This is a genomic window from Micromonospora sp. NBC_00860, from assembly GCF_045207375.1.
Classification (GTDB): Bacteria; Actinomycetota; Actinomycetes; order Mycobacteriales; family Micromonosporaceae; genus Micromonospora; species Micromonospora vinacea.
Genome location: NZ_CP108825.1, coordinates 1,740,626 through 1,760,158 on the forward strand (window position 1 = coordinate 1,740,626; position 19,533 = coordinate 1,760,158).

Consider the following 19,533-nt stretch of genomic DNA (forward strand, 5'->3'; position numbering starts at 1 on the left):
ATCTCAATGTCAGCCGTTCTCACCCCCCGTACCGATTCGCCCGAGGCCCCCGCGGCGTCAGTGGATACGACGTCGGCCTGGTCGCGTTGGGCCAACGACCACCGCAAGTGGCTCTTCGCGGCACCCGCCATGGCGTTTGTCGCCGTGCTGATCATCTTTCCGGTGGCGTGGACCGGCTACCTGAGCCTGACCGACGCCGAGGGTTCGGTGCGTGCCGAATCCGAGTTCATCGGCTTCCAGAACTACCTCGATGTGCTCACCGACACCGACCGGTTCTGGCCGGCGGTCTGGCGGACGGTCCTCTTCACCGGCGTCGTGTTGTTCTTCGAGGTCATTCTCGGCATGGCGATCGCCCTGCTGCTGTGGCGGCCCTTCCGCGGTGAGAAGTGGGTCCGGGTCGCGATCCTCCTGCCGCTGGTGGCCACGCCGGTGGCGGTCGGCATGATGTGGCGCCTGATCTTCGACCCCAACATCGGGATGGCGAACCAACTGCTCGGCTGGATCGGGATCGGCCCCCAACCCTGGCTGGCCGGGCAGCACTCGGCCCTGCCGACGACGATGTTCATCGACATCTGGCAGTGGACGCCGATGGTCGTGCTGATCCTGCTCGCCGGGCTCACCTCGCTCTCCGACGAGCCCCAGGAGGCGGCCCGGATCGACGGTGCCAGTAGCTGGCAGCGGTTCCGGCACGTCACCCTCCCGCTGCTGATGCCCACGGTGATCGTCGCCGTCCTGCTGCGTGGCATCGACGCGCTGAAGACGTTCGACATCCTCTACGCCACCAAGGGGCGGGGCGGCGGGTCCTTCCACGAGGTCGAGACCCTCAACGTGTACGCGTACGGCCTCAGCTTCGACTACAACGACTACGGCGTCTCGTCGACAGTCCTCATCATCTTCTTCCTGATCATCATCGGGGTGATGTGGGCCCTCACCTATCGCAAGAAGGGGCTGGGCCGATGAAGCCGAGCAAGCCGTACCGGGTGTTCCGCAACTCGGCTCTCGTCGTCGTGGTGTTCGCGCTGATGGCGCCCCTGCTCTGGATGATCGCCGCGTCGTTCAAGACCAACGTGGACATCTACGACACGGCCAAGGCGTTCGCCTTCTCGCCCAGCCTGAAGAACTACGAGACCGTCCTCCGGCAGGCGAACTATCTGGAGTTCATCGGCAACAGCCTCTGGGTGGCGTTCGCTGCCACCACGCTGTCGCTCCTGCTCGGGGTGCCGGCGGCGTACTCGATGAGCCGATTCAGCATGAAGAAGTCCGCGCTCGTCGTGCTCATGGCCCGGGTGATCCCTGGCGTCTCACTGTTGGTGCCCTGGTACTACGTCTTCTCGAACCTGAAGATGGTCGGTGGCTTCACAGTGCTGATCCTGAGCCACATGTTCGTGTCGCTGCCGCTGATCGTCTACATCATGATGGGCTACTTCGACGGCCTGCCGACCGAGTTGGAAGAGGCCGCGCTGGTCGACGGGCTGACCCACATCGGCGCGTTCCGGCGGATCACCCTGCCGCTGTCGGTGCCCGGCGTCGCGACCGCCGGCATCCTCTCGTTCATCTTCTCCTGGAACAACTTCATGTTCGCCCTGGTGCTCTCCGGCTCCGACACGAAGACGCTCCCCGTCGCGATCTTCGACTTCGTCGGCTACGCCAGCATCGACTGGGGCGGCCTGATGGCCGCCGCGACGGTGGTCACTCTGCCGATCATGCTGATCGCCCTGTTCGTGCAGAAGTACGTCGTCTCCGGCCTCACCGCCGGTGCCACGAAGGGCTGACCGGGTCATGACGACTATCGCAACTGTGGAGACCTTCCTGGTCGCGCCGCGCTGGCTGTTCGTCCGAATCGAGACGGAGTCCGGCATCGTGGGTTGGGGCGAGGCGACCTGCGAGGGCCGGTCCGAGACGGTGCGCACGGCCGTCCACCAGCTCAGCGAGGTGCTCATCGGTCGGGACGCGCTGCGCATCGAGGACCACTGGCAGGTGATGACCAAGGGGTCCTTCTACCGGGGCGGCCCGATCCTGGCCAGCGCGGTCTCCGGTCTGGACCAGGCGCTCTGGGACATCGCCGGAAAGCACTACGGCGCCCCCGTGCACCAACTCCTCGGCGGGCCGGTCCGGGACCGGATCCGGGTCTACGGCTGGATCGGCGGTGACGAGCCCGCCGAGATCCGCGACCAGGTCAGCGCCCGGATCGAGGCGGGCCTGACCGCGGTCAAGATGAACGCGTCCGGGCGGATGGGCGCACTCGCCTCGGTCGCCGACCTCGACGCGGTGGTGCAGCGGGTGGCCGTCGCCCGCGAGGTCCTCGGCGACCACCGCGACGTCGCTGTCGACTTCCACGGCCGGTTCACCCTCGCCAACGTCCGGCGGGTCGCCCCGCTGCTGGAGCCGTACCGGCCGTTCTTCCTGGAAGAACCGGTGGTGCCGGAGAACTCGCACCTCATCGGTGAGGTCGTCCGCTGCACCACCACCCCCATCTCGACCGGGGAGCGGCTCTACAGCCGGCAGGAGTTCCTGCCCGTGTTGCAGGCCGGCATCGCAGTGGCCCAGCCGGACCTCGCGCACGCCGGCGGGATCACCGAGGTACGCAAGATCGCCACGCTGGCCGAGGTGTACGACGTGCAGCTCGCCCCGCACTGCCCGCTCGGGCCGATCGCCCTCGCCGCCTGCCTCCAGGTCGGCTTCGCCACACCCAACTTCCTGATCCAGGAGCAGAGCATCGGCATCCACTACAACCAGGGTGCCGAGGTGCTCGACTACTGCCTCGACCAGACCCCGCTGACCTTCGTCGACGGGTACGTGCAGCGGTTGACCGCGCCCGGTCTCGGCATCGAGATCGACGAACACGCGGTGCGGACCGCGGACAAGCGCGGGCACGCCTGGCGCAGCCCGACCTGGCGGCACCCCGACGGCTCCTACGCGGAGTGGTGAGACCCCGACCGGCAAGAACGAAAGGCACCCCGTGAAGATCGTCGCAGCAGACGTCATCGTGTCCAGCCCCGACCGGAACTTCGTCACCCTGAAGATCACCACCGACGAGGGCATCACCGGCCTGGGCGACGCCACGCTCAACGGCCGTGAGCTCTCCGTCGCCTCGTACCTGCGCGACCACGTCGCCCCACTGCTGATGGGTCGGGACCCGCACCGGATCGAGGACACCTGGCAGTTCCTGTACCGGTCGGCGTACTGGCGGCGCGGCCCGGTCACCATGGCGGCCATCGCCGCGGTGGACGTCGCGCTCTGGGACATCAAGGCCAAGGCCGCCGGCATGCCGCTGTACCAACTGCTGGGCGGCGCGTCCCGCACCGGCATCATGGCGTACGGGCACGCGTCGGGGCGGGACCTCCCCGAACTGTTCGACTCGATCCGCCGCCACCTCGACGAGGGCTTCCGGTCGATCCGGGTGCAGACCTCGGTGCCGGGGATCAACGCGGTCTACGGGGTGGCCGCGCAGCCCAGCGCCACCGGCCAGCGCTACGACTACGAGCCCGCGCAGCGCACCCCGTTGCCCGCCGAGGAGGACTGGGACACCCGCGCGTACCTGCGCCACCTCCCGTCGGTCTTCGAGGCGGTGCGCAACGAGTTCGGCCCGGAACTGCCGCTGCTGCACGACGGTCACCACCGGATGACCCCGATCCAGGCCGCCAAGCTCGGCAAGGCCCTCGAACCGTACGACCTGTTCTGGCTGGAGGACTGCACCCCGGCGGAGAACCAGGAGGCGCTGCGGCTGGTCCGCCAGCACACCACCACCCCACTGGCCATCGGTGAGGTCTTCAACACCGTCTGGGACTACCAGACCCTGATCCGGGAGCAGTTGATCGACTACGTCCGGTCCGCTGTCACCCACACCGGCGGCATCACCGCCATGCGTAAGCTGCTCGACTTCGCCGCCCAGTACCAGATCAAGTCGGGCATCCACGGACCCACCGACATCTCCCCGGTGGGCATGGCCGCGGCGCTGCACCTGGACCTGGCCATCCACAACTTCGGAATCCAGGAGTACATGAAGCACACCCCGCTGGCCAACGAGGTGTTCCGGCAGTCGTTCACCTTCACCGACGGCTACCTGCACCCCGGCGACCAACCGGGGCTCGGGGTGGAGCTCGACGAGGAGGCGGCGGCCCGGTTCCCGTACGAGCCGGCGTACCTGCCGTTCAACCGGCTCCAGGACGGCACGGTTCATGACTGGTGAGCGGCGCGGCGCGCGGCCTACCCGGCACGTCGTGGTGATGGGCGTCTCCGGGGCCGGCAAGACCACTGTGGCGCGCGGGATCGGCGCGGCGACCGGGCTGACGTTCGCCGAGGCGGACGAGTTCCACTCCCCGCAGAACGTGGCACGGATGCGCTCCGGCGTACCGCTGGACGACACCAGCCGGCGGCCCTGGCTGCGGGACGTCGCCGGGTGGATCGCCGATCGCGCCGCGGAGGGCCGCTCGACGGTGCTGGCCTGCTCGGCCTTGAAGCGGTCGTACCGGGACGTGCTCCGCCAGGGACCGCTCCGGGTGGACTTCGTGCACCTGGACGGGCCGGCGGAGGTCATCCGAGCCCGGTTGGCCCGGCGCGAGGGGCACTACATGCCGGCCAGTCTGCTGGAGTCGCAGCTGGCCACGCTGGAACCGGCCGAGCCGGACGAGTCGGTGCTCGTCCTCGATGTCTCGTTGGCCCCGGACGCCCTGGTCGCGGCGGCCGTCAACGGCCTCCGCCTGCCCCGTTCGGCCCCGGCGGGGGAGGACCAGGACCGCGCATCCCACTCCGCTTCGGGGGCATGTTAGGTTAGCCTGCCCTAATCGTAAGTGGAGTCCGTCGCCGTGCCCTCATCGATCCGAGCATGACAGTCGCCGAGACCACCGGCGGTGTGGTGCTCCGTCGCGCACTGCGTCGACAGCGCACCCGGGTGGCCGCCGGCATCGCGTTGCTCTGCACCCACCAGGCCACCGAAGCTCTCGTCCCGGTGGCCATCGGCGTGGTCATCGACCGTGCGGTGGCCACCGGGGACGTCCGCGCCCTGCTGCTCTCGCTGGCCGGCCTGGCCGCCCTGTTCACAGTGCTCGCCTTCGCCTACCGGGCCGGCGCGCGACTGGCGTTCGCCGCCGTCGAACACGAGGCGCACGCCACCCGGGTCGAGATCGTCCGCAGCGCCCTCGACCCGCGCGGACGCCGGTCGGGGATGCGCGACGGCGAACTGCTGTCCGTGACGGCCTCAGACGCCGAGCTGTCCGCGCTCGTCGTGCGGGTCGCGGGACTCACCGCCGCGGCGCTCACCGCCATCGTCGTCGCCGCCGTCGCGCTGCTCGTCGTCGACGTCCCGCTCGGCCTCGGTGTGCTCGTCGGCGTACCAGTGCTGGTCGTCGCCCTCCAGCGGATGGCGCCGCTGCTCACCCGGCGCAGCACGTCGCAGCAGGAGGCGCTCGCCGCCACGACCGCCCTCGCCGTCGACCTCGTCACCGGCCTGCGCGTGCTGCGCGGCATCGGCGCACAGGACCACGCAGCCCGCCGGTACGCGGGAGCCAGCCGCCACGCGCTCGACGTCACCCTGCGCGCCGCCACCACCAAGGGCCTGCACCTCGGGCTCACCACCACCGTCAACGGTCTCTTCCTCGCAGCTGTCGCCGGAGCCGCCGGCTGGCTCGCGCTGCAGGGCCGGCTCACCATCGGCGAACTCGTCGCCGTGGTCGGGCTGGCCCAGTTCATCGCCGAGCCGGTGCAGACGCTCGGGTACTGCGTCCAGTTGTTCGCCATGGCCCGAGCCTCCGCGGGGCGGGTCGCCCGGGTCCTCGGCGCCGCGCCGGTCGTCCAGCAAGGTGACGCCGGGCCGCCCGCCCCGAGCCCGTCCCGGCTCGCCCTCGACGGGGTCTCGTACGCGGGCCTCGACGACATCAGCCTGCGCGTCCACGCCGGTGAGATCCTGGGCGTGCTCGCCTACGACCCGAGCGAGGCCGAGGCGCTGGTCACGCTGCTGGCCGGCCGGGTGCCCCGCGCCGACCACCGGGGGACGGTCCGCGTCGACGACGTGCCCGCCGACGAGCTGCACATCGACGCCGCGCGCGCCGTGGTCCTGGTCGAGCAGCACGACGTGGCGCTGTTCGAGGGGACACTGCGCGCCAACCTCAGCGCCGGCGCCCCCGTCGACGACGAGGTGCTGCGGGCCGCAGTGCGGGCCGCTGCGGCGGAGGACGTGCTCGCCGCCCACCCGCACGGGTTGGACCGTCTGCTCACCGAACGCGGGGCGAACCTCTCCGGCGGGCAGCGGCAACGGATCGGGCTGGCGAGGGCGCTCGTCGCCGACCCGCCGGTGCTGGTGCTGCACAACCCCACCACTGCTGTCGACGCGGTGACCGAGGGGTTGCTCGCCACCAGGCTCGCCGAGGCTCGCGGGGCGGGCACCCGCGGCACGGTGCTGATCACCACCAGCCCGGCGCTGCTGCGGATCACCGACCGGGTCACGGTGATCGATCGGGGACGGATCGTCGCCGAGGGGCCGCACGAGCGGCTGCTTGCCAGCGACGCCCGCTACCGGGAGGAGACCCTGCGATGACGTCCGAGCCGATCACCCGGCACCTGCTGCCGACGGCCACCGGCCGGCAGACCTGGGCCGCCCTCCGTACCGAGCTGGCCCTCCTGCCGGGGCTCAGCGCCATCGCCGGCACGTTGCTGGTCGCCGCCGCCGCGACCGGGCTGGTCGCCCCCTGGGTCCTCGGCCGTCTCGTCGACGACGTCATCGCCGGGACCGACACGCCTCGGGTGATCGCCTGGGCCGCAGTGATCGCGGGCGCCGCCGTACTCGCGGGGCTCCTCACCGCTGTCGGAGCGGCGGTCGCGGCGCGTCTCGGCGAGACCGTGCTGGCCCGACTTCGGGAGCGGGTCCTCGACCGGGCCCTGCACCTTCCCTCGGCCACCCTGGAACGGGCCGGGACCGGGGACCTGGTGGCCCGTGCCGGCGACGACGTGGCGGTCGTGACGAATGTGATCGCCACCAGCGGCCCCGCCTTCCTCGGTGCGCTGCTGTCCGTCGTGCTCACCGCGGCGGGGCTCTTCGCCCTCGACTGGCGGCTCGGCATCGCCGGGTTGGTCGCGGCCCCGGCGTACGCGGTGGCGCTGCGCTGGTACCTCAAGCGTTCGGTGCCGTACTACGCCCGGGAGCGGGTGGCGACGGGCGAGCGCGCGCAGGCGACGGCCGAGGCGCTGCGGGGCGCGGCGACAGTGCGCGCCTACCGGATGGAGGACGCCCACGTCGCCCGGATCGCGGAGCGCTCCGGCGTCGCCCGCGACCTGTCGCTGGAGATCTTCGGTCTCTACACCCGCTTCGGGCTGCGCATCAACCGCTCCGAGTTCGTGGGGCTCGCCGCCGTACTGCTCGCCGGCTTCCTGCTGGTACGCGGCGACCTGGCCACCGTCGGCGCCGCCACCACTGCCGCGCTCTACTTCCACCGCCTCTTCAACCCGATCGGCCTGCTGCTGTTCGAGTCGGACTCGGTGTTGCAGGCCGGGGCCAGCCTGGCCCGACTCGTCGGCGTCACCACCCTGCCGGACACCGCGGCCCCCGCCGGCACCGAGCCCACCCGCCACGATCGTGGCGTACCGGCGGCACTGGAGGTGACAGTCGCCCAGCATCGCTACGACGACGGGCCGGTGGTCCTGCGGGACATCGCCCTGCGTCTCGCACCGGGGGAGCGCGTCGCCCTGGTCGGCGCGAGTGGCGCGGGCAAGAGCACCCTCGCCGGCATCATCGCCGGCATCATCGCGCCCACCCATGGTGCGGTGACCCTGCGCGGCGTACCGCTGGAACAACTCGACGAGCACCGCCTCCGTCGCGAGATCGCCCTGATCAGCCAGGAGGTGCACGTCTTCGCCGGACCGCTCGCCGACGACCTGCGCCTGGCCGACCCGGACGCCACCGACGCCGAGATCGCCACCGCCCTCGACCTCGTCGGTGCCACCGAGTGGGTGCGGACCCTGCCGGACGGTCTCGCCACCGCCGTGGGGGAGGGTGGGCGGCAGCTCACCTCGGCCCAGGCGCAGCAGCTCGCGCTGGCCCGCCTCATCCTCGCCGATCCGGCCGTCGCGGTCCTCGACGAGGCCACCGCCGAGGCGGGCAGTGCGGGCGCGCGCGGCCTCGACCGCGCCGCAGTGGCGGCCACCGAGGGCCGCACCACGCTGATCGTCGCCCACCGACTCAGCCAGGCGGCCACCGCGGACCGCATCGTCGTCCTCGACCGGGGGCGCATCGCCGAGCACGGCACGCACGCCGAGCTGCTCAGGGCCGGAGGCGGGTACAGCCAACTGTGGCGCTCGTGGAGCATGCCCGACCTGGTGGTCCCGAGGGAACGCGAGAGCGCGGACCAGCCCGTCCCGAGCTGAACGGACCCCGGTTCCCGTCACCTCGGACATCCGCGAGATCAGTCGAACGGGGGAACCCCGGGAACTTTTCCGGACCGGCCGGCGACCACCAGAGTGCGCGGCCGACCGGCGGCGTTCCGACGACGGCATCTCGGCATGAAGGAGCGCCCGTGGCACACAGGACGGTGGTCTGTGCGGAACGGCGTCGCTGACGACGACCAGGTGACCCGGTGGGCGCGGGAGGCGGGCCAGGGTGACCGGCAGGCCGCCACGGCGTTCGTCCGGGCACTACAGGACCAGGTCTGGCGGTTCCTGTCGCACCTGGCCGGGCCGGGGGAGGCCGACGACCTGACCCAGGAGACGTTCCTGCGGGCAATTCGCAACCTGCCCGGCTTCGCCGGCCGCTCGTCCGCCCGTACCTGGGTGTTCACGATCGCCCGCCGCGTTGCCGTGGACCACGTCCGGACGGCGGTGGCCCGCCCGAGGATGGCGTCGGTGCCGGACTGGCAGGCGGCGGCCGAGGCCGCGGGTGCGATCACCGCCGGCGCCGACGAGGGCGTGACCCTGCACCAGATGATCGCCGGCCTGACCCGGGAGCGCCGCGAGGCGTTCGTCGCCACCCAGGTCCTCGGCCTGTCCTACGCCGAGGCGGCGGACGTCTGCCAGTGCCCCGTCGGCACCATCCGTTCCCGGGTCGCCCGGGCGCGCGAGGATCTCGTCGCCGCCTGGCAGGCCGACACCGACCCTAGCCGCAAGCGACGAACCGGCTGACGGTGGATACTGGCTCCCCTCTGTGTCAAGACAACGCTGGGCGCGGAGTTCTAAGCTGGGTCTTGGCGGGTCCGGGAAGTGACTTCTCCGAAGAGCCGGCTTGGGGATGCGAGCTGGTCACGCTGGAGTCAGTGGTCGTTCCCCGTTGTCCTCCCGGGCCCGCTGCCGTGGCGGCCACGGCGTCGTTGATCATGCACCGGTAGACGATGTCGGACAGGCGTCGTTTCAGCGCGCGCAACGCTTCCATTGACGTCTTGCCGGAGGCTTTCTTGCGGTCGAAGTAGGCGCGTCCTTCGGTGGGGTTGCGGAGCTGGACGGTGGCCATGATGTGCAGCACTCGGTTGATCTGCCGGTTTCCGGCGCGGGAGAGCCGGTGTCGCACCTGCTCGCCGGAGGATGCGTCGATGGGGGCGGTGCCGTTCCAGGAGGCGAAGTGGGCCCGGTTCGGGAACCGGGTGATGTCTCCGACCTCGACCAGGAGCCGGGCGGCGCCGGATGGTCCGATGCCGTGCAGGTCCATGAGGGTGGTGCCGGTGGAGGCGACGAGTTCTTTCAGTTCCTTGTCGGCGTCCTTGGTGCGTTGGTAGACCCGTTCGAGGTCGCTGATCAGCTCCGCGGCGACCCGGCGTCGGGCTTTGCCGACCGTGTCGCGGGGTCGGACCTTGGCCAGCAGTGCCTTGGCCTGGGCGGCGGACAGGCTCTTCTTCGCCCCACCGGGAATCAGTTCCAGCAGCAGTTGGTGCAGCTGGGAGACTATTCGGGTGTGGTCGACACCGAGGGAACGGCGCCTGTCGATCAGGATCCGCAGCAGGGCGAGCTGTTCGTCGTTGACCACTGGGCGCAGTCCGGCCATGCGGGTGCCGACCAGCGCGATGGAGTGAGCGTCGGTGGCGTCGGTCTTGCGGCCTTGGCCGGTGGCGAACACCCGCGCCCTGGCGGACAGCTTCGGCGGGACGTCGACGACCTGTTCGCCGTCGGCGAGTAGCCGGTTGGCGATGTGCCGGCCGATGCCCTGGCAGCCCTCGATCGCCCAGACCCGGTTCGGCCACTGCTTGGCGTACTTTGTCATCGCCGCATAGCCGTCCCGGTCGGTGTCGAACCGGCCGCCGCCGACGATGGTCTCGTCGCTGGTCATGACCTCGATCGTGGCGGAGCGTTTGTGCGGGTCCATCCCGATGACCACACGATCTGACATGCCACTCACCGCGCTCTCCGATGCTCGATCCGCTTGGGTTGTCGAGCCGGGAGGGCAACGCTACTTCGAGCCGAGCAAACCCCTCTTGAGCCTCTCCCCGCCCTGGGGCGGCGCCCGGGCCGCGCAGGCCAAATGAGAGCCACACGACCAGCGTGGGCAGCCGCAATGAGAGCGACAGCCCGGGCGCCTCGACCGAAGCCTGGCCGGGCCACGGTCGCAGGTCAATGAAACAAGTAGCCGCAATGAGTGTGCGGCGTTCCCTGTTTCTGCACTCGGATCTGCGCCGTCGGCCGTACGACCTGCTGCGGTCGATGCTGGCCCAGGTCGATCCGGCCACGCCGCCGCACGGACCGGACGGGCCGGTGGCCACCCTCGAACGGCGCGTGGCATCCCTGCTCGGCACTGACGAAGCCCTGTTCTTCCCGTCCGGGACGATGGCGCAGCAGGTGGCAGTGCGCATCCACGCCGACCGCCGTGGCCGGCGGGCCTTCGCCGCCCATCCGCAGTGTCACCTGGAGGTCTGGGAGCAGCAGGGGTACGCCGTCGTGCACGGGCTGCGGTTCCAGCCCGTCGGCGACCGCCACCGGCTGATCACCCTTGCCGATCTCGCCGCCGTCGCCGAACCGCTCGCGGCGGCGGTCTGGGAGCTGCCGCAACGGGACATCGGGGGAGTGCTGCCGGAGTGGGACGACCTCGTCGCGCAGACCACGGCGATGCGTGAGCGTGGCGCCGCCGTCCACCTCGACGGCGCCCGCCTGTGGGAGGCCCAGACGTACTACCAGCGGCCGTTCGCCGAGATCGTCGCGCTGTTCGACACCGCGTACGTCTCGTTCTACAAGGGACTACAGGGCGTCGGTGGTGCCGCGCTCGCCGGAGACGCCGCACTGATGGCCGAGGCACGGGTGTGGCGCCGCCGGCTCGGCGGCGACGTCTACGACGCGTGGCCGCTGGCGCTCACCGCACTGCACGGCCTGGACACAGTGCTGTCCCGGCTGCCGGCACACCGGGAGCACGGGGTGGCGATCGCGGCGGCCATCAACGCCGACGGGGTGGCCCGCGCGTTTCCGGACCCACCGCAGACGCCGATCTTCCACGTCCACCTCCCGATCGGCCCGGACGCCGCGATGCGGGCCGCCGACGCCCTGCTCGCCGCCGACGGGGTGGAGTTGTTCGGCCGGGTCCGGTCCGCCCCAGATCCGGACCGGTGTTCGTTCGAGGTCAGCGTCGGTGAGAACGCCATGGACCTCGCCCCCGACGAGGTCGTCACGTTCCTCCATGAGCTGCTGCGGCGCGCCACCTGAGTCAGGGCCGGGCTGCTGCATACAGGATGTCCCGCATGCCAGGCAACGCCTCCTGGTCTTCTCGCCAGATCAGCCGCAGGCAGAGATCCGGGAGGGGAAGGTCGAGTTGGACCAGGGTGCCGGAGCGGAGGCTGTCGGCGACCGCGAAGCGGGGTAGCAGCGAGATTCCGAGCCCGTGCTCGGCCCACGCGCGCATCACCGGGACTCCTCCGGCTCTGATCCGCTGAGGCCCGGAGCCGAGGATCCTGTCTCCGGCCATCCAGAACGAACACTCCGGCACGTTGACCAGGAGCCGCTCGTGCGTGAGGTCATCGGGGGTCAGCGCGGCACGGGCCGCGAGCGGGTGCCCGGGCGCGGATACCAGGGCGAGGGGGACCGGGTCGAGGTCGATGAAGGTGAGCGGTTCGGCGGGGGCCGGGAACCCGAGTCCGCCGACATCGTCGCCGGAATCCAGCAGCAGGGCGGCCTCGAGTCGTCCCTTGATCACATCGGCGAGGAGACCGTCGCGGGCGCGTTCGGTGTGGATCTCGAGGTCGATGTCCGGTCGACGTTCGGCAAATCGGGTGATCACCGCAGGCAGGTAGGAGCCGGCGAGGGTTTCCAGCGCACCGAGCCGGAGCTGGCGCCGTTCGCGTCTGACGTCGCGGGTGGCCTGCTCGGCCTGGTCGAGCAGCGCCCGTGCCCATCCCTGCAACCGTTCTCCGGCGGGGGTCAGCCGCATTCCCTTGGGACCGCGCACGAACAGGGCCACGCCGAGTGCTTCTTCCAGAGTCCGGATCTGCTGGGAGACGGACGAGGGGGCGAAGCCGAGCGCGACGGCGGCATCGGTCACGGTTCGGTAGCGGACGACGGCTTCGAAGGTGCTGAGTTGGCGTAACTCCACGTGCTCAGCAACCGCCCGGAGCGTTCGGAAATTCCGAACGCGTCGTTCGGCTACGGCGGTGGAGCCGCTGGTCTGCCGAAACGCACAGTGGTGGCGTCCTTCCACAGTCGTCTTCGGGGAGCTTCGCCAGTCATGACCCTTTTGAGTTCGTCCGCACCAGCACGTGCGGATCTTCGGCAGCGGCGGAGGCACTCCACCGCCCTGACCGGCATTTCGCTGGGCTACTTCATGGTGCTGCTGGACATGACGGTGCTGTCGGTCGCCGAGCCTGCTCTGGCATCGTCACTCGACACCACAATGGCCGGGTTGCAGTGGGCGACCGTCGGCTACACAGTGGCGTTCGCCGCGCTGCTGCTGTCGGCGGGAGCGGCGGCGGACCGTTTCGGTGCCGAGCGGCTCTTCCGGGCCGGCATAGCGGTCTTCACACTCGCGTCACTGCTCAGCGCGTTCGCCCCGGGGCTGTGGGCCCTGGTCCTCCTGCGCGCGATCTCGGGGGTCGCCGCGGCGCTGTGCGTGCCAGCCTCGATGGCGATGATCGCCCAGCTCTACCCGGAACCGGCGGCGCGGGCGCGAGCGGTCTCGGCGTGGGCCGCGATCAGCGGTGCGGCCGTGGCAGCCGGTCCGATCGCCGGCGGCGCACTGGTCGGCGCGGCCGGGTGGCGGTCGATTTTCCTGGTCAACGTGCCCATCGGCCTGGCGGTGCTGGCGCTGACGTACGGCCCGGCGGTGACCTGCCCGCGCGGTTACCGCCGGATCGACTGGCCCGCCCAGTTGGCGGCCGTTGCCGTGCTGGCTCTCGTTACGGACGCGTTGATCGCTGCCGGTTCGCAGGCGTGGGCCCACGCCGTGTGGTCCTCGGTGGGGTGCGGAGTCTCGATGCTGGTCTTCTTCGGCCTGGAGCGCCACAGCCGGGCGCCGGTCCTGAACCGGGCGCTGCTGCGGTCCAGCCGGGTGCGGGCCGGGCTGCTGGCCGCTGCGGCGGTGAACTTCGCACTGACGGGGGCCCTGTTCGTGCTGCCGCTGCTGCTGCAGCAGCAGCGGCATTTGAACCCGCTGCAGACCGGGCTGGCGTTCCTGCCGCTGACGGTGCCCTTCGCGGCCAATCCGCCGATCACCGGCCGGATCGTGGCACGGGTGGGTCCGCGCCGACCGATCCTGGCCGGTCTGGCCCTGCTGACCGCCGGAGGCGCGGCGCTCGCCGGGGTGGTCTTCGCCGACGGCGGCTACCAGTGGCTCGCGGTCGGCCTCCTGATGACCGGCTTCGGTGTCTCCTACGCCCTGCCGGCGCTGGTCGCGGCCCTCGTCGGCGCCGCCCCGGCGGGCACGGCCGGTGCCGTGGGCGGCCTGCTCAACGCCGTGCGGCAAGTCGGTGCGACCCTGGGTGTCGTCGTCATGGGCGCTGCTGCCGCCGCCGGCACGGGGTGGGCTCTGCTGATCTCGGCCGCGGTCTGCACCATCGCCTGGTTCGTGTTCGCTGTCGCGCGCCCCGCCGATACCACCGGATGAGACCGGGGCGGGGCGGTGCCCGGTTCCTCGCTTCTCAGGATCCGAGCACTGCCCCGCCCGTCTCGTCGCGTTATCCCAGGTGGGCTTCGATGGCCTCGATGATGCGCGGACGCAGCTCGGCGGCGCGGATGACGGCGTCCACCGAGCCGACCTCGACGGCGCGGTGGATGTTGTGCACCCGGTCGAACTCCGAGGCCACCTCGCTGAGTTTCTCCGCGCGTACCGACGAGCGCAGCTCGTCGAGCTCCGCGGTCAGCGCGGCGCGTTCGGTGCCAGCCGAGGCGGCGGTGCGGGCCTCCAGGTCGCGCACCCGCGGGTCGGCCGCGGTACGGGAGTTGACGTCGGCGGAGAACACCACAGCGGCGGCGGGTGCGCCACCGAGCACCGAGGCGAACGAGCCCTCCAGCGCCAGCACCGTCATGTTCGGGTTCAGCGCCTTCGAGAACACCACGAACGCGCCGCCGTGGTAGCGCGAGATCACGCAGAAGACGATGGGTCCCCGGAAGTTCACGATCGCCCGGCCGATCTCGGCGCCGTACTCCAGTTGCAGCTTGCGCATCGACTCCGGTGAGCCGTCGAAGCCGGACAGGTTCGCCAGCACGACGAGCGGCCGGTTGCCGCTGGCCGCGTTGATCGCCCGCGCGGCCTTCTTCGACGAGCTGGGGAACAGCGTGCCCGCCGTGTAGGTGTCCGGACCGTCGGTGGGCGGGAAGCCGTGCCGCGGCACCGACCGGGACTCGATGCCGAGCAGGCAGACCGGGATGCCGCCGAGGTGGACGTCCTGCACGACGGCGGTGTCCGCATCCGCCATGCCGGCCCAGCGCTCCAGCACCGGGTGGTCCTGGTCGGAGAGGGCCCGCATCACCGTACGGATGTCGAAGGGCTTCTTGCGGTCCGGGTTGGACTCGACGGAGAAGATCTCACCGACGGTGGCGAAGGCGCTGCCCGCCACGTCGTGCGGGAAGGCGGAGATGTCGCGGTCGGCCGGGTCGGTGGTGACCGCCCGCCGGGGCGCGTCCTCGCCGGGCGCGACGTACGTGTGGTCGTAGTGCGCCATCACCACGTCCCGCGCGGCCGTCAGGTTCGGCGCCCAGTACTGCGCCTGCCCGTTCGGCCCCATCACCCGGTCGTAGCCGCCGATGCCGAAGTTGTCCTCAGCCGACACACCGCCGGAGAAGTCGAGCGACTGCTTGCCGGTGAGCACCATCGCCGAGTCGGGCGTCATCACCAGGATGCCCTTGGTGTGCATGAGCATCGTCGCCTCGGCGTTCCAGTACGGCTGCGCGCCGACGTTGATGCCCGCGACCACGATGTTGATCTCACCGCCGGCCTGGGTGAACTCGACGATCCGCTTGAGCGCGGCGGCCACCCAGTCCATGTTCTCCGTACCGGAGCTCATCGAGATCCGGGCCCCGGCGGACAGCGCCCACCACTCCAGCGGCACCTGCATCCGCTCGGCCAGGTCCAGTGCGGCGATCACGCGCCGGCACTCCGGCTCCGACAGGGCGCCCAGCGACTTCGTCGGGTCGCCGAGCAGCACCACCCGGGTGACGCCCTGGGGGTAGCGCCCGGTCGGCGTGGTGACCACTCCGGCGACGATGGCGGCGCTGTTGCGCCCCTTCGGCCGGTCCACCGGTACCAACACGTGGTCGTCGTCGAGGTCGTGCTCGACGAAATCGCCGAGCCGGCCGGTCAGCTCGTACGGGTACACGGTGTTGCGGCTGCTGGCCCGCAGCACCTTGAGCCGGTACTCGTCGAGCGGCTCGATCGGCTCGACCGGCGGCTCCCCGACGGCCAGCTCGGCGCCACCCGCGGCGTCGAACGAGATCCGTACGGCGATCCTGGTCAGCTCGCCGGTCCGGCGGTCGCGCTGGCGCGCGATGAACAGGATCTCCTCCAGGCCGGCGCCCGCTGTCGTCGGGCGGACCCGCCCGGCGATCATCTCCATCTCCTCGCGGGTCAGCTCGCTCGGCGGCCACACGTAGACCACGATGCGGTTGGTGTTGAATCGCGTCTTCGACGGCCGCCGCGACTGGGCGCGGCGGATCGAGTCGAGGCAGGCGGCGATGGCGTCCTCGGTCGTGGGCAGCGCGACCAGGCGGCCGTCCTGCTCGCGAAGCTCGGTCAGGTCACGTACCTGCGCGAACGCGACGAGGCGCTCGTCGGCCCGGTTCTCCCGCGCCACGCACTGGAAGAGGTAGACCTCCTCGTCCGACGACGGCAGCCGGGTCAGGTCGAACTTGTGCAGCCGCTCCAGCTGCATCCGCTGCGCGATGTACGGGTGCAGCCCGCGGATCAGCCGGTCCTCGGCCAACTGGGCACCGGCCGGGCGGAAGGTGAAGTGGTGGTGCATCACCGCGCCGCCGCGACCCGCGACGGTGGTGGTGACCCGACGTACCTGGGGCGGCAGCGGGTGCGCGGCGATGACCTCGGCCAGCGCCGCCGCCATCGCGTCGAAGTCCTCCGGCTGGTTCTCCCAGCCGAGGTAGATGTCGGCGTCCACGGCGTCCTCGCCGGTGGCCAGCTCGGCCAGCCCGCGCAGGGCGCTGCCCAGCGCGTCGAAGCTCACCGCGGCGGAGACCACGCTCGAGTCGGCGCGCTCGGCGACCACGAACGTGCAGTCGGCGACCCCCTGGGTGCGCACGCTGGTGAGTGACCGGTTGCCGTAGTACCGGCGGGTCAGCACCTCCAACATGACCGCGTTGTCGAGGTGGTCGCGAACGAGCCGCTGGCCGAGGAGCCGGACCAGCGGCTCGGTGCTACGCACCATCTCGGCGATGCGCTCGGCGCGGTCCGGTGCGTCCGGGTGCGCGTCCAGGTGCCGCAGGTGACCACGGACCTCGGCATAGACGCGGGCGCGGTTGCGGCGCAGCAGCGGCTGGGCGAACCAGGCGAACACCACGCCGCGCGCGAGGTCCGCGACCACGGGGAAGCGGACCTGCGTCGCGGCGATCAACCGCTCCAGCGCGAGGCCGGCCGGCTCGCGCAGCGTCTCGTCCGGCGGGGTCTCCCGCAGCCAGGCGCGCAGCAGCGCCGCGACGACCTGCGCGTCCGCGGAGGCGCGCTGCTGGGCGAGGAAGATCCGGAAGACGGCGGCTTCGAGGGCGGGGGTGCGGTCCAGGTCGGTGACGCCGTAGCGGCCGAGCGCCTTGCCGAGCCTGGTCTGGAAGGCGTCCGGCAGCCCGGCCCGCTCGACGTCGAGGCTCTGCAGGTAGGTGTGGAAGTACTCCCGGGCGCTGTGCACGTGCGCGGCGCCGCCGTCCTCGCCCGTCGGACGGTTGCGGCTCAGCTCGGCGAGGTCGGCGAACACCTCGATGAGGTCGAGTTCGGCGGCCAGGGGTCGCTGACCGGCTTCGGTGGCCGCCCGCCGTGCGGTGAGGTAGTCGTCGAGCACCCGGCGGTCGTCGTGCGGGTCGACGTCGAAGCCGAGCAGCAGACCCCGCAGGTCCTCCTGACCGCGCCGGCTGCGCTCGTCCGCCGGGACGTCGGCGGCGGCGGTGGGCAGGTCCAGTTCGACGGCCTCGGTGCTCGGGTCGTCAGTGGTCTCCTCGGCGTCGTCCGCGAGCGGCTCCAGGCGCAGCAGCGGCGCACCCGCCTCGACCTGACTGCCCACCGAGACGGCGCACTCCTTCAGCCGCGCCTTGAACGGCGCCCGCAGCACCGTCTCCATCTTCATGGCTTCGAGCACGAGCACCGGCGCGCCCGCCTCGACCTCCGCGCCGACCTCCAGTGGCGTGGCGACGACCAGCGCGGGCATGGGCGAGCGCAGGACACCGCCCTCGTCCCGGCTGACCCGGTGCGTCACACCGTCCACCTCGACCAGGTGGGTCGGCCCGTACGTGCCGGTGAGCAGGCGGTAGCGGATGCCGTTGACGACGATCTGACCGGTGTGCCGGTCGAAGCGGTCGAGCTCGACGTCGGCGGTGCGCACGACGGGGCCGCTCTCGATGCCGACCCGGAACCGGTGCGCGCCGACACGCGCCACCCGCGTGCGGTAACCGACGCCGCGCAGCTTGAGGTCCAACGGTCGGCCGCTGGCGTGCTGCACCTGCGGGCGCCCGCCGGCCGCCGTCGACAGCAGCCGCTGCCGCTCGACGCGCTCCTCCTCCTCGTACGCCTCGATGGCGGCGGCGGCCAGGGCGACAGCGGAGTGGCGGTGCGTGACGAGCCGGCCCTCGCTGCGGACGCGGTCGATCCAGCCGGTGTCCGCGCTGGCGTCGATCACCTCGGGCTGGTCGAGCAGGTCGAGCACGAAGCTCTTGTTCGTCGCCCCACCCTCGATGATCACGGTGGTGTTCGCCATCGCCCGGCGCAGCTTGCCGAGCGCCTCGTCGCGGTCGCGGCCGTACGCGATGATCTTCGCGATCATCGAGTCGAAGTCGGCCGGGATGGTGTCGCCCTCGCTGACGCCGGTGTCCACCCGGATGCCGGGGCCGCTGGGCAGGTCCAGCCGGGCGATGCGGCCGGGCGACGGCGCGAAGTCGCGGTCGGGGTCCTCGGCGTTGAGCCGCGCCTCGATGGCGTGCCCACGCTCGGACGGCGGCGCACCTTCGAGTCGCCCGCCGGAGGCGACGTGCAGCTGCGCCTTGACCAGGTCGAACCCGGTGGTCAGCTCGGTGATCGGGTGCTCGACCTGGAGGCGGGTGTTGACCTCGAGGAACGCGAACAACCGGTCGCCGGGGTGGTAGAGGAACTCGACGGTCGCCGCGCCGCGGTAACCGACAGCCACGGCCAGCCGCTCGGCCGACGTCTTCAGCTCGGCGGCCTGCGCCGGGTCGAGCACCGGCGACGCCGACTCCTCGATGACCTTCTGGTTGCGTCGTTGCACGGAGCAGTCGCGCACGCCGAGCGCCCACGCGGTGCCCTGCCCGTCGGCGATCACCTGGACCTCGACGTGCCGCGCCCCGGTGACCAGGCGTTCCAGGAACACGATGCCGCTGCCGAAGGCCCGTGCCGCCTCCTGGCTGGTGCGCTCGTACGCGTCGACAAGCTCGGCCTCGTTCCTGACCACGCGGATGCCGCGCCCGCCGCCGCCCGCTGTCGCCTTCAGCATCAGGGGGTAGCCGACCTCGGCCGCCGAGGCACGTGCGGCGTCCAGGGTCTCGACGGCGCCGCGGCTCCACGGCGCGACCGGCACGCCGACCTTCTCGGCGATCAGCTTCGAGCCGATCTTGTCGCCGAGTTGGCGCATGGCGTCCGGGCTCGGCCCGACGAAGGTGACGCCGATCTTCTCGCACAGCTCGGCGAACGCCGGATCCTCGGCGACGAAGCCCCAGCCGACCCAGGCGGCGTCGGCCCCGGTCTCGGTCAGGGCGCGCTCCAGCACCGCCAGGTTGAGGTACGGGCGGGCGGACGCCGGGCCGAGATCGTAGGCGATGTCCGCTTCGCGAACGAACGTGGCGTTGCGGTCGACATCGGTGTAGAGAGCCACGGTTTCGAGTTGGATGCCGGTCTCCGCGGCCAGCTCGCGGACCGCGTGGATGAGCCGCATGGCGGCTTCACCACGGTTGACGATGGCGACACGGTTGAACACCCGAAGAACC

Annotated in this window: 13 protein-coding genes; 10 read left to right on the forward strand and 3 right to left on the reverse strand. The window is 71.4% G+C overall.

The window, feature by feature from the left end:
• The first annotated feature begins 6 nt into the window (after positions 1 to 6).
• The 8 genes from OH804_RS07915 to OH804_RS07950 all read left to right on the forward strand — a co-directional run bounded on the left by OH804_RS07915 (position 7) and on the right by OH804_RS07950 (position 9,105).
• Positions 7 to 960 (forward strand): carbohydrate ABC transporter permease, encoded by a 954-nt coding sequence (locus OH804_RS07915; RefSeq protein WP_196923740.1) that lies wholly within the window; start codon positions 7 to 9, stop codon positions 958 to 960.
• Entirely contained in the window at positions 957 to 1,772 is an 816-nt protein-coding gene (locus tag OH804_RS07920; RefSeq protein ID WP_406063919.1) for a carbohydrate ABC transporter permease, read from the forward strand. The genes OH804_RS07915 and OH804_RS07920 overlap by 4 nt, the downstream gene beginning before the upstream one ends.
• A gap of 7 nt (positions 1,773 to 1,779) precedes the next feature.
• Positions 1,780 to 2,928 (forward strand): galactonate dehydratase, encoded by a 1,149-nt coding sequence (gene dgoD / locus OH804_RS07925; protein WP_406063921.1) that lies wholly within the window; start codon positions 1,780 to 1,782, stop codon positions 2,926 to 2,928.
• Positions 2,929 to 2,959: 31 nt separating this feature from the next.
• Positions 2,960 to 4,189, forward strand: a complete 1,230-nt coding sequence (gene manD / locus OH804_RS07930) for a D-mannonate dehydratase ManD (RefSeq protein ID WP_196923737.1) — start codon at positions 2,960 to 2,962, stop codon at positions 4,187 to 4,189.
• On the forward strand, positions 4,179 to 4,769 hold the full coding sequence (locus OH804_RS07935; RefSeq protein WP_406063923.1) for a gluconokinase: 591 nt from the start codon (positions 4,179 to 4,181) through the stop codon (positions 4,767 to 4,769). The genes manD and OH804_RS07935 overlap by 11 nt, the downstream gene beginning before the upstream one ends.
• Positions 4,770 to 4,825: 56 nt before the next feature.
• Entirely contained in the window at positions 4,826 to 6,532 is a 1,707-nt protein-coding gene (locus OH804_RS07940) for an ABC transporter transmembrane domain-containing protein (protein WP_406063925.1), read from the forward strand.
• Positions 6,529 to 8,355 (forward strand): ABC transporter ATP-binding protein, encoded by a 1,827-nt coding sequence (locus tag OH804_RS07945; protein WP_406063927.1) that lies wholly within the window; start codon positions 6,529 to 6,531, stop codon positions 8,353 to 8,355. Before OH804_RS07940 ends, OH804_RS07945 begins: the two co-directional genes overlap by 4 nt.
• A 171-nt stretch (positions 8,356 to 8,526) precedes the next feature.
• A complete protein-coding gene (locus tag OH804_RS07950) occupies positions 8,527 to 9,105 on the forward strand; it encodes a sigma-70 family RNA polymerase sigma factor (protein ID WP_307788747.1) in 579 nt (192 codons plus the stop codon).
• Positions 9,106 to 9,130: 25 nt separating this feature from the next.
• Here OH804_RS07950 and OH804_RS07955 read toward each other — a convergent pair whose 3' ends face one another.
• Positions 9,131 to 10,300, reverse strand: a complete 1,170-nt coding sequence (locus OH804_RS07955) for an IS110 family transposase (RefSeq protein ID WP_406063625.1) — start codon at positions 10,298 to 10,300, stop codon at positions 9,131 to 9,133.
• A 242-nt stretch (positions 10,301 to 10,542) separates the two neighbouring features.
• Between OH804_RS07955 and OH804_RS07960 the strand changes: the two genes are divergently transcribed.
• Entirely contained in the window at positions 10,543 to 11,601 is a 1,059-nt protein-coding gene (locus tag OH804_RS07960; RefSeq protein ID WP_406063929.1) for a threonine aldolase family protein, read from the forward strand.
• 1 nt (position 11,602) lies between these two features.
• On the opposite strand, the gene OH804_RS07965 is transcribed toward OH804_RS07960, so the two are convergent.
• A complete protein-coding gene (locus tag OH804_RS07965; RefSeq protein ID WP_196923731.1) occupies positions 11,603 to 12,484 on the reverse strand; it encodes a LysR family transcriptional regulator in 882 nt (293 codons plus the stop codon).
• Positions 12,485 to 12,616: 132 nt separating this feature from the next.
• On the opposite strand from OH804_RS07965, the gene OH804_RS07970 reads away from it, so the two are divergent.
• Complete coding sequence (locus OH804_RS07970) at positions 12,617 to 13,990, forward strand: MFS transporter (RefSeq protein ID WP_406063931.1); 1,374 nt, start codon at positions 12,617 to 12,619, stop codon at positions 13,988 to 13,990.
• A gap of 70 nt (positions 13,991 to 14,060) precedes the next feature.
• On the opposite strand, the gene OH804_RS07975 is transcribed toward OH804_RS07970, so the two are convergent.
• On the reverse strand, positions 14,061 to 19,523 hold the full coding sequence (locus OH804_RS07975; protein ID WP_406063933.1) for a carboxyl transferase domain-containing protein: 5,463 nt from the start codon (positions 19,521 to 19,523) through the stop codon (positions 14,061 to 14,063).
• Positions 19,524 to 19,533 lie beyond the last annotated feature (10 nt).

Excerpts from the sequence above, each read along its gene's own strand:
- OH804_RS07915 (WP_196923740.1), top strand. The coding sequence starts at position 7 with ATGTCAGCCGTTCTCACCCCCCGTACCGATTCGCCCGAGGCCCCCGCG.
- OH804_RS07920 (WP_406063919.1), top strand. The coding sequence starts at position 957 with ATGAAGCCGAGCAAGCCGTACCGGGTGTTCCGCAACTCGGCTCTCGTC.
- dgoD (WP_406063921.1), top strand. The coding sequence starts at position 1,780 with ATGACGACTATCGCAACTGTGGAGACCTTCCTGGTCGCGCCGCGCTGG.
- OH804_RS07935 (WP_406063923.1), top strand. The coding sequence starts at position 4,179 with ATGACTGGTGAGCGGCGCGGCGCGCGGCCTACCCGGCACGTCGTGGTG.
- OH804_RS07940 (WP_406063925.1), top strand. The coding sequence starts at position 4,826 with ATGACAGTCGCCGAGACCACCGGCGGTGTGGTGCTCCGTCGCGCACTG.
- OH804_RS07945 (WP_406063927.1), top strand. The coding sequence starts at position 6,529 with ATGACGTCCGAGCCGATCACCCGGCACCTGCTGCCGACGGCCACCGGC.
- OH804_RS07955 (WP_406063625.1), bottom strand. The coding sequence starts at position 10,300 with ATGTCAGATCGTGTGGTCATCGGGATGGACCCGCACAAACGCTCCGCC.
- OH804_RS07960 (WP_406063929.1), top strand. The coding sequence starts at position 10,543 with ATGAGTGTGCGGCGTTCCCTGTTTCTGCACTCGGATCTGCGCCGTCGG.
- OH804_RS07970 (WP_406063931.1), top strand. The coding sequence starts at position 12,617 with ATGACCCTTTTGAGTTCGTCCGCACCAGCACGTGCGGATCTTCGGCAG.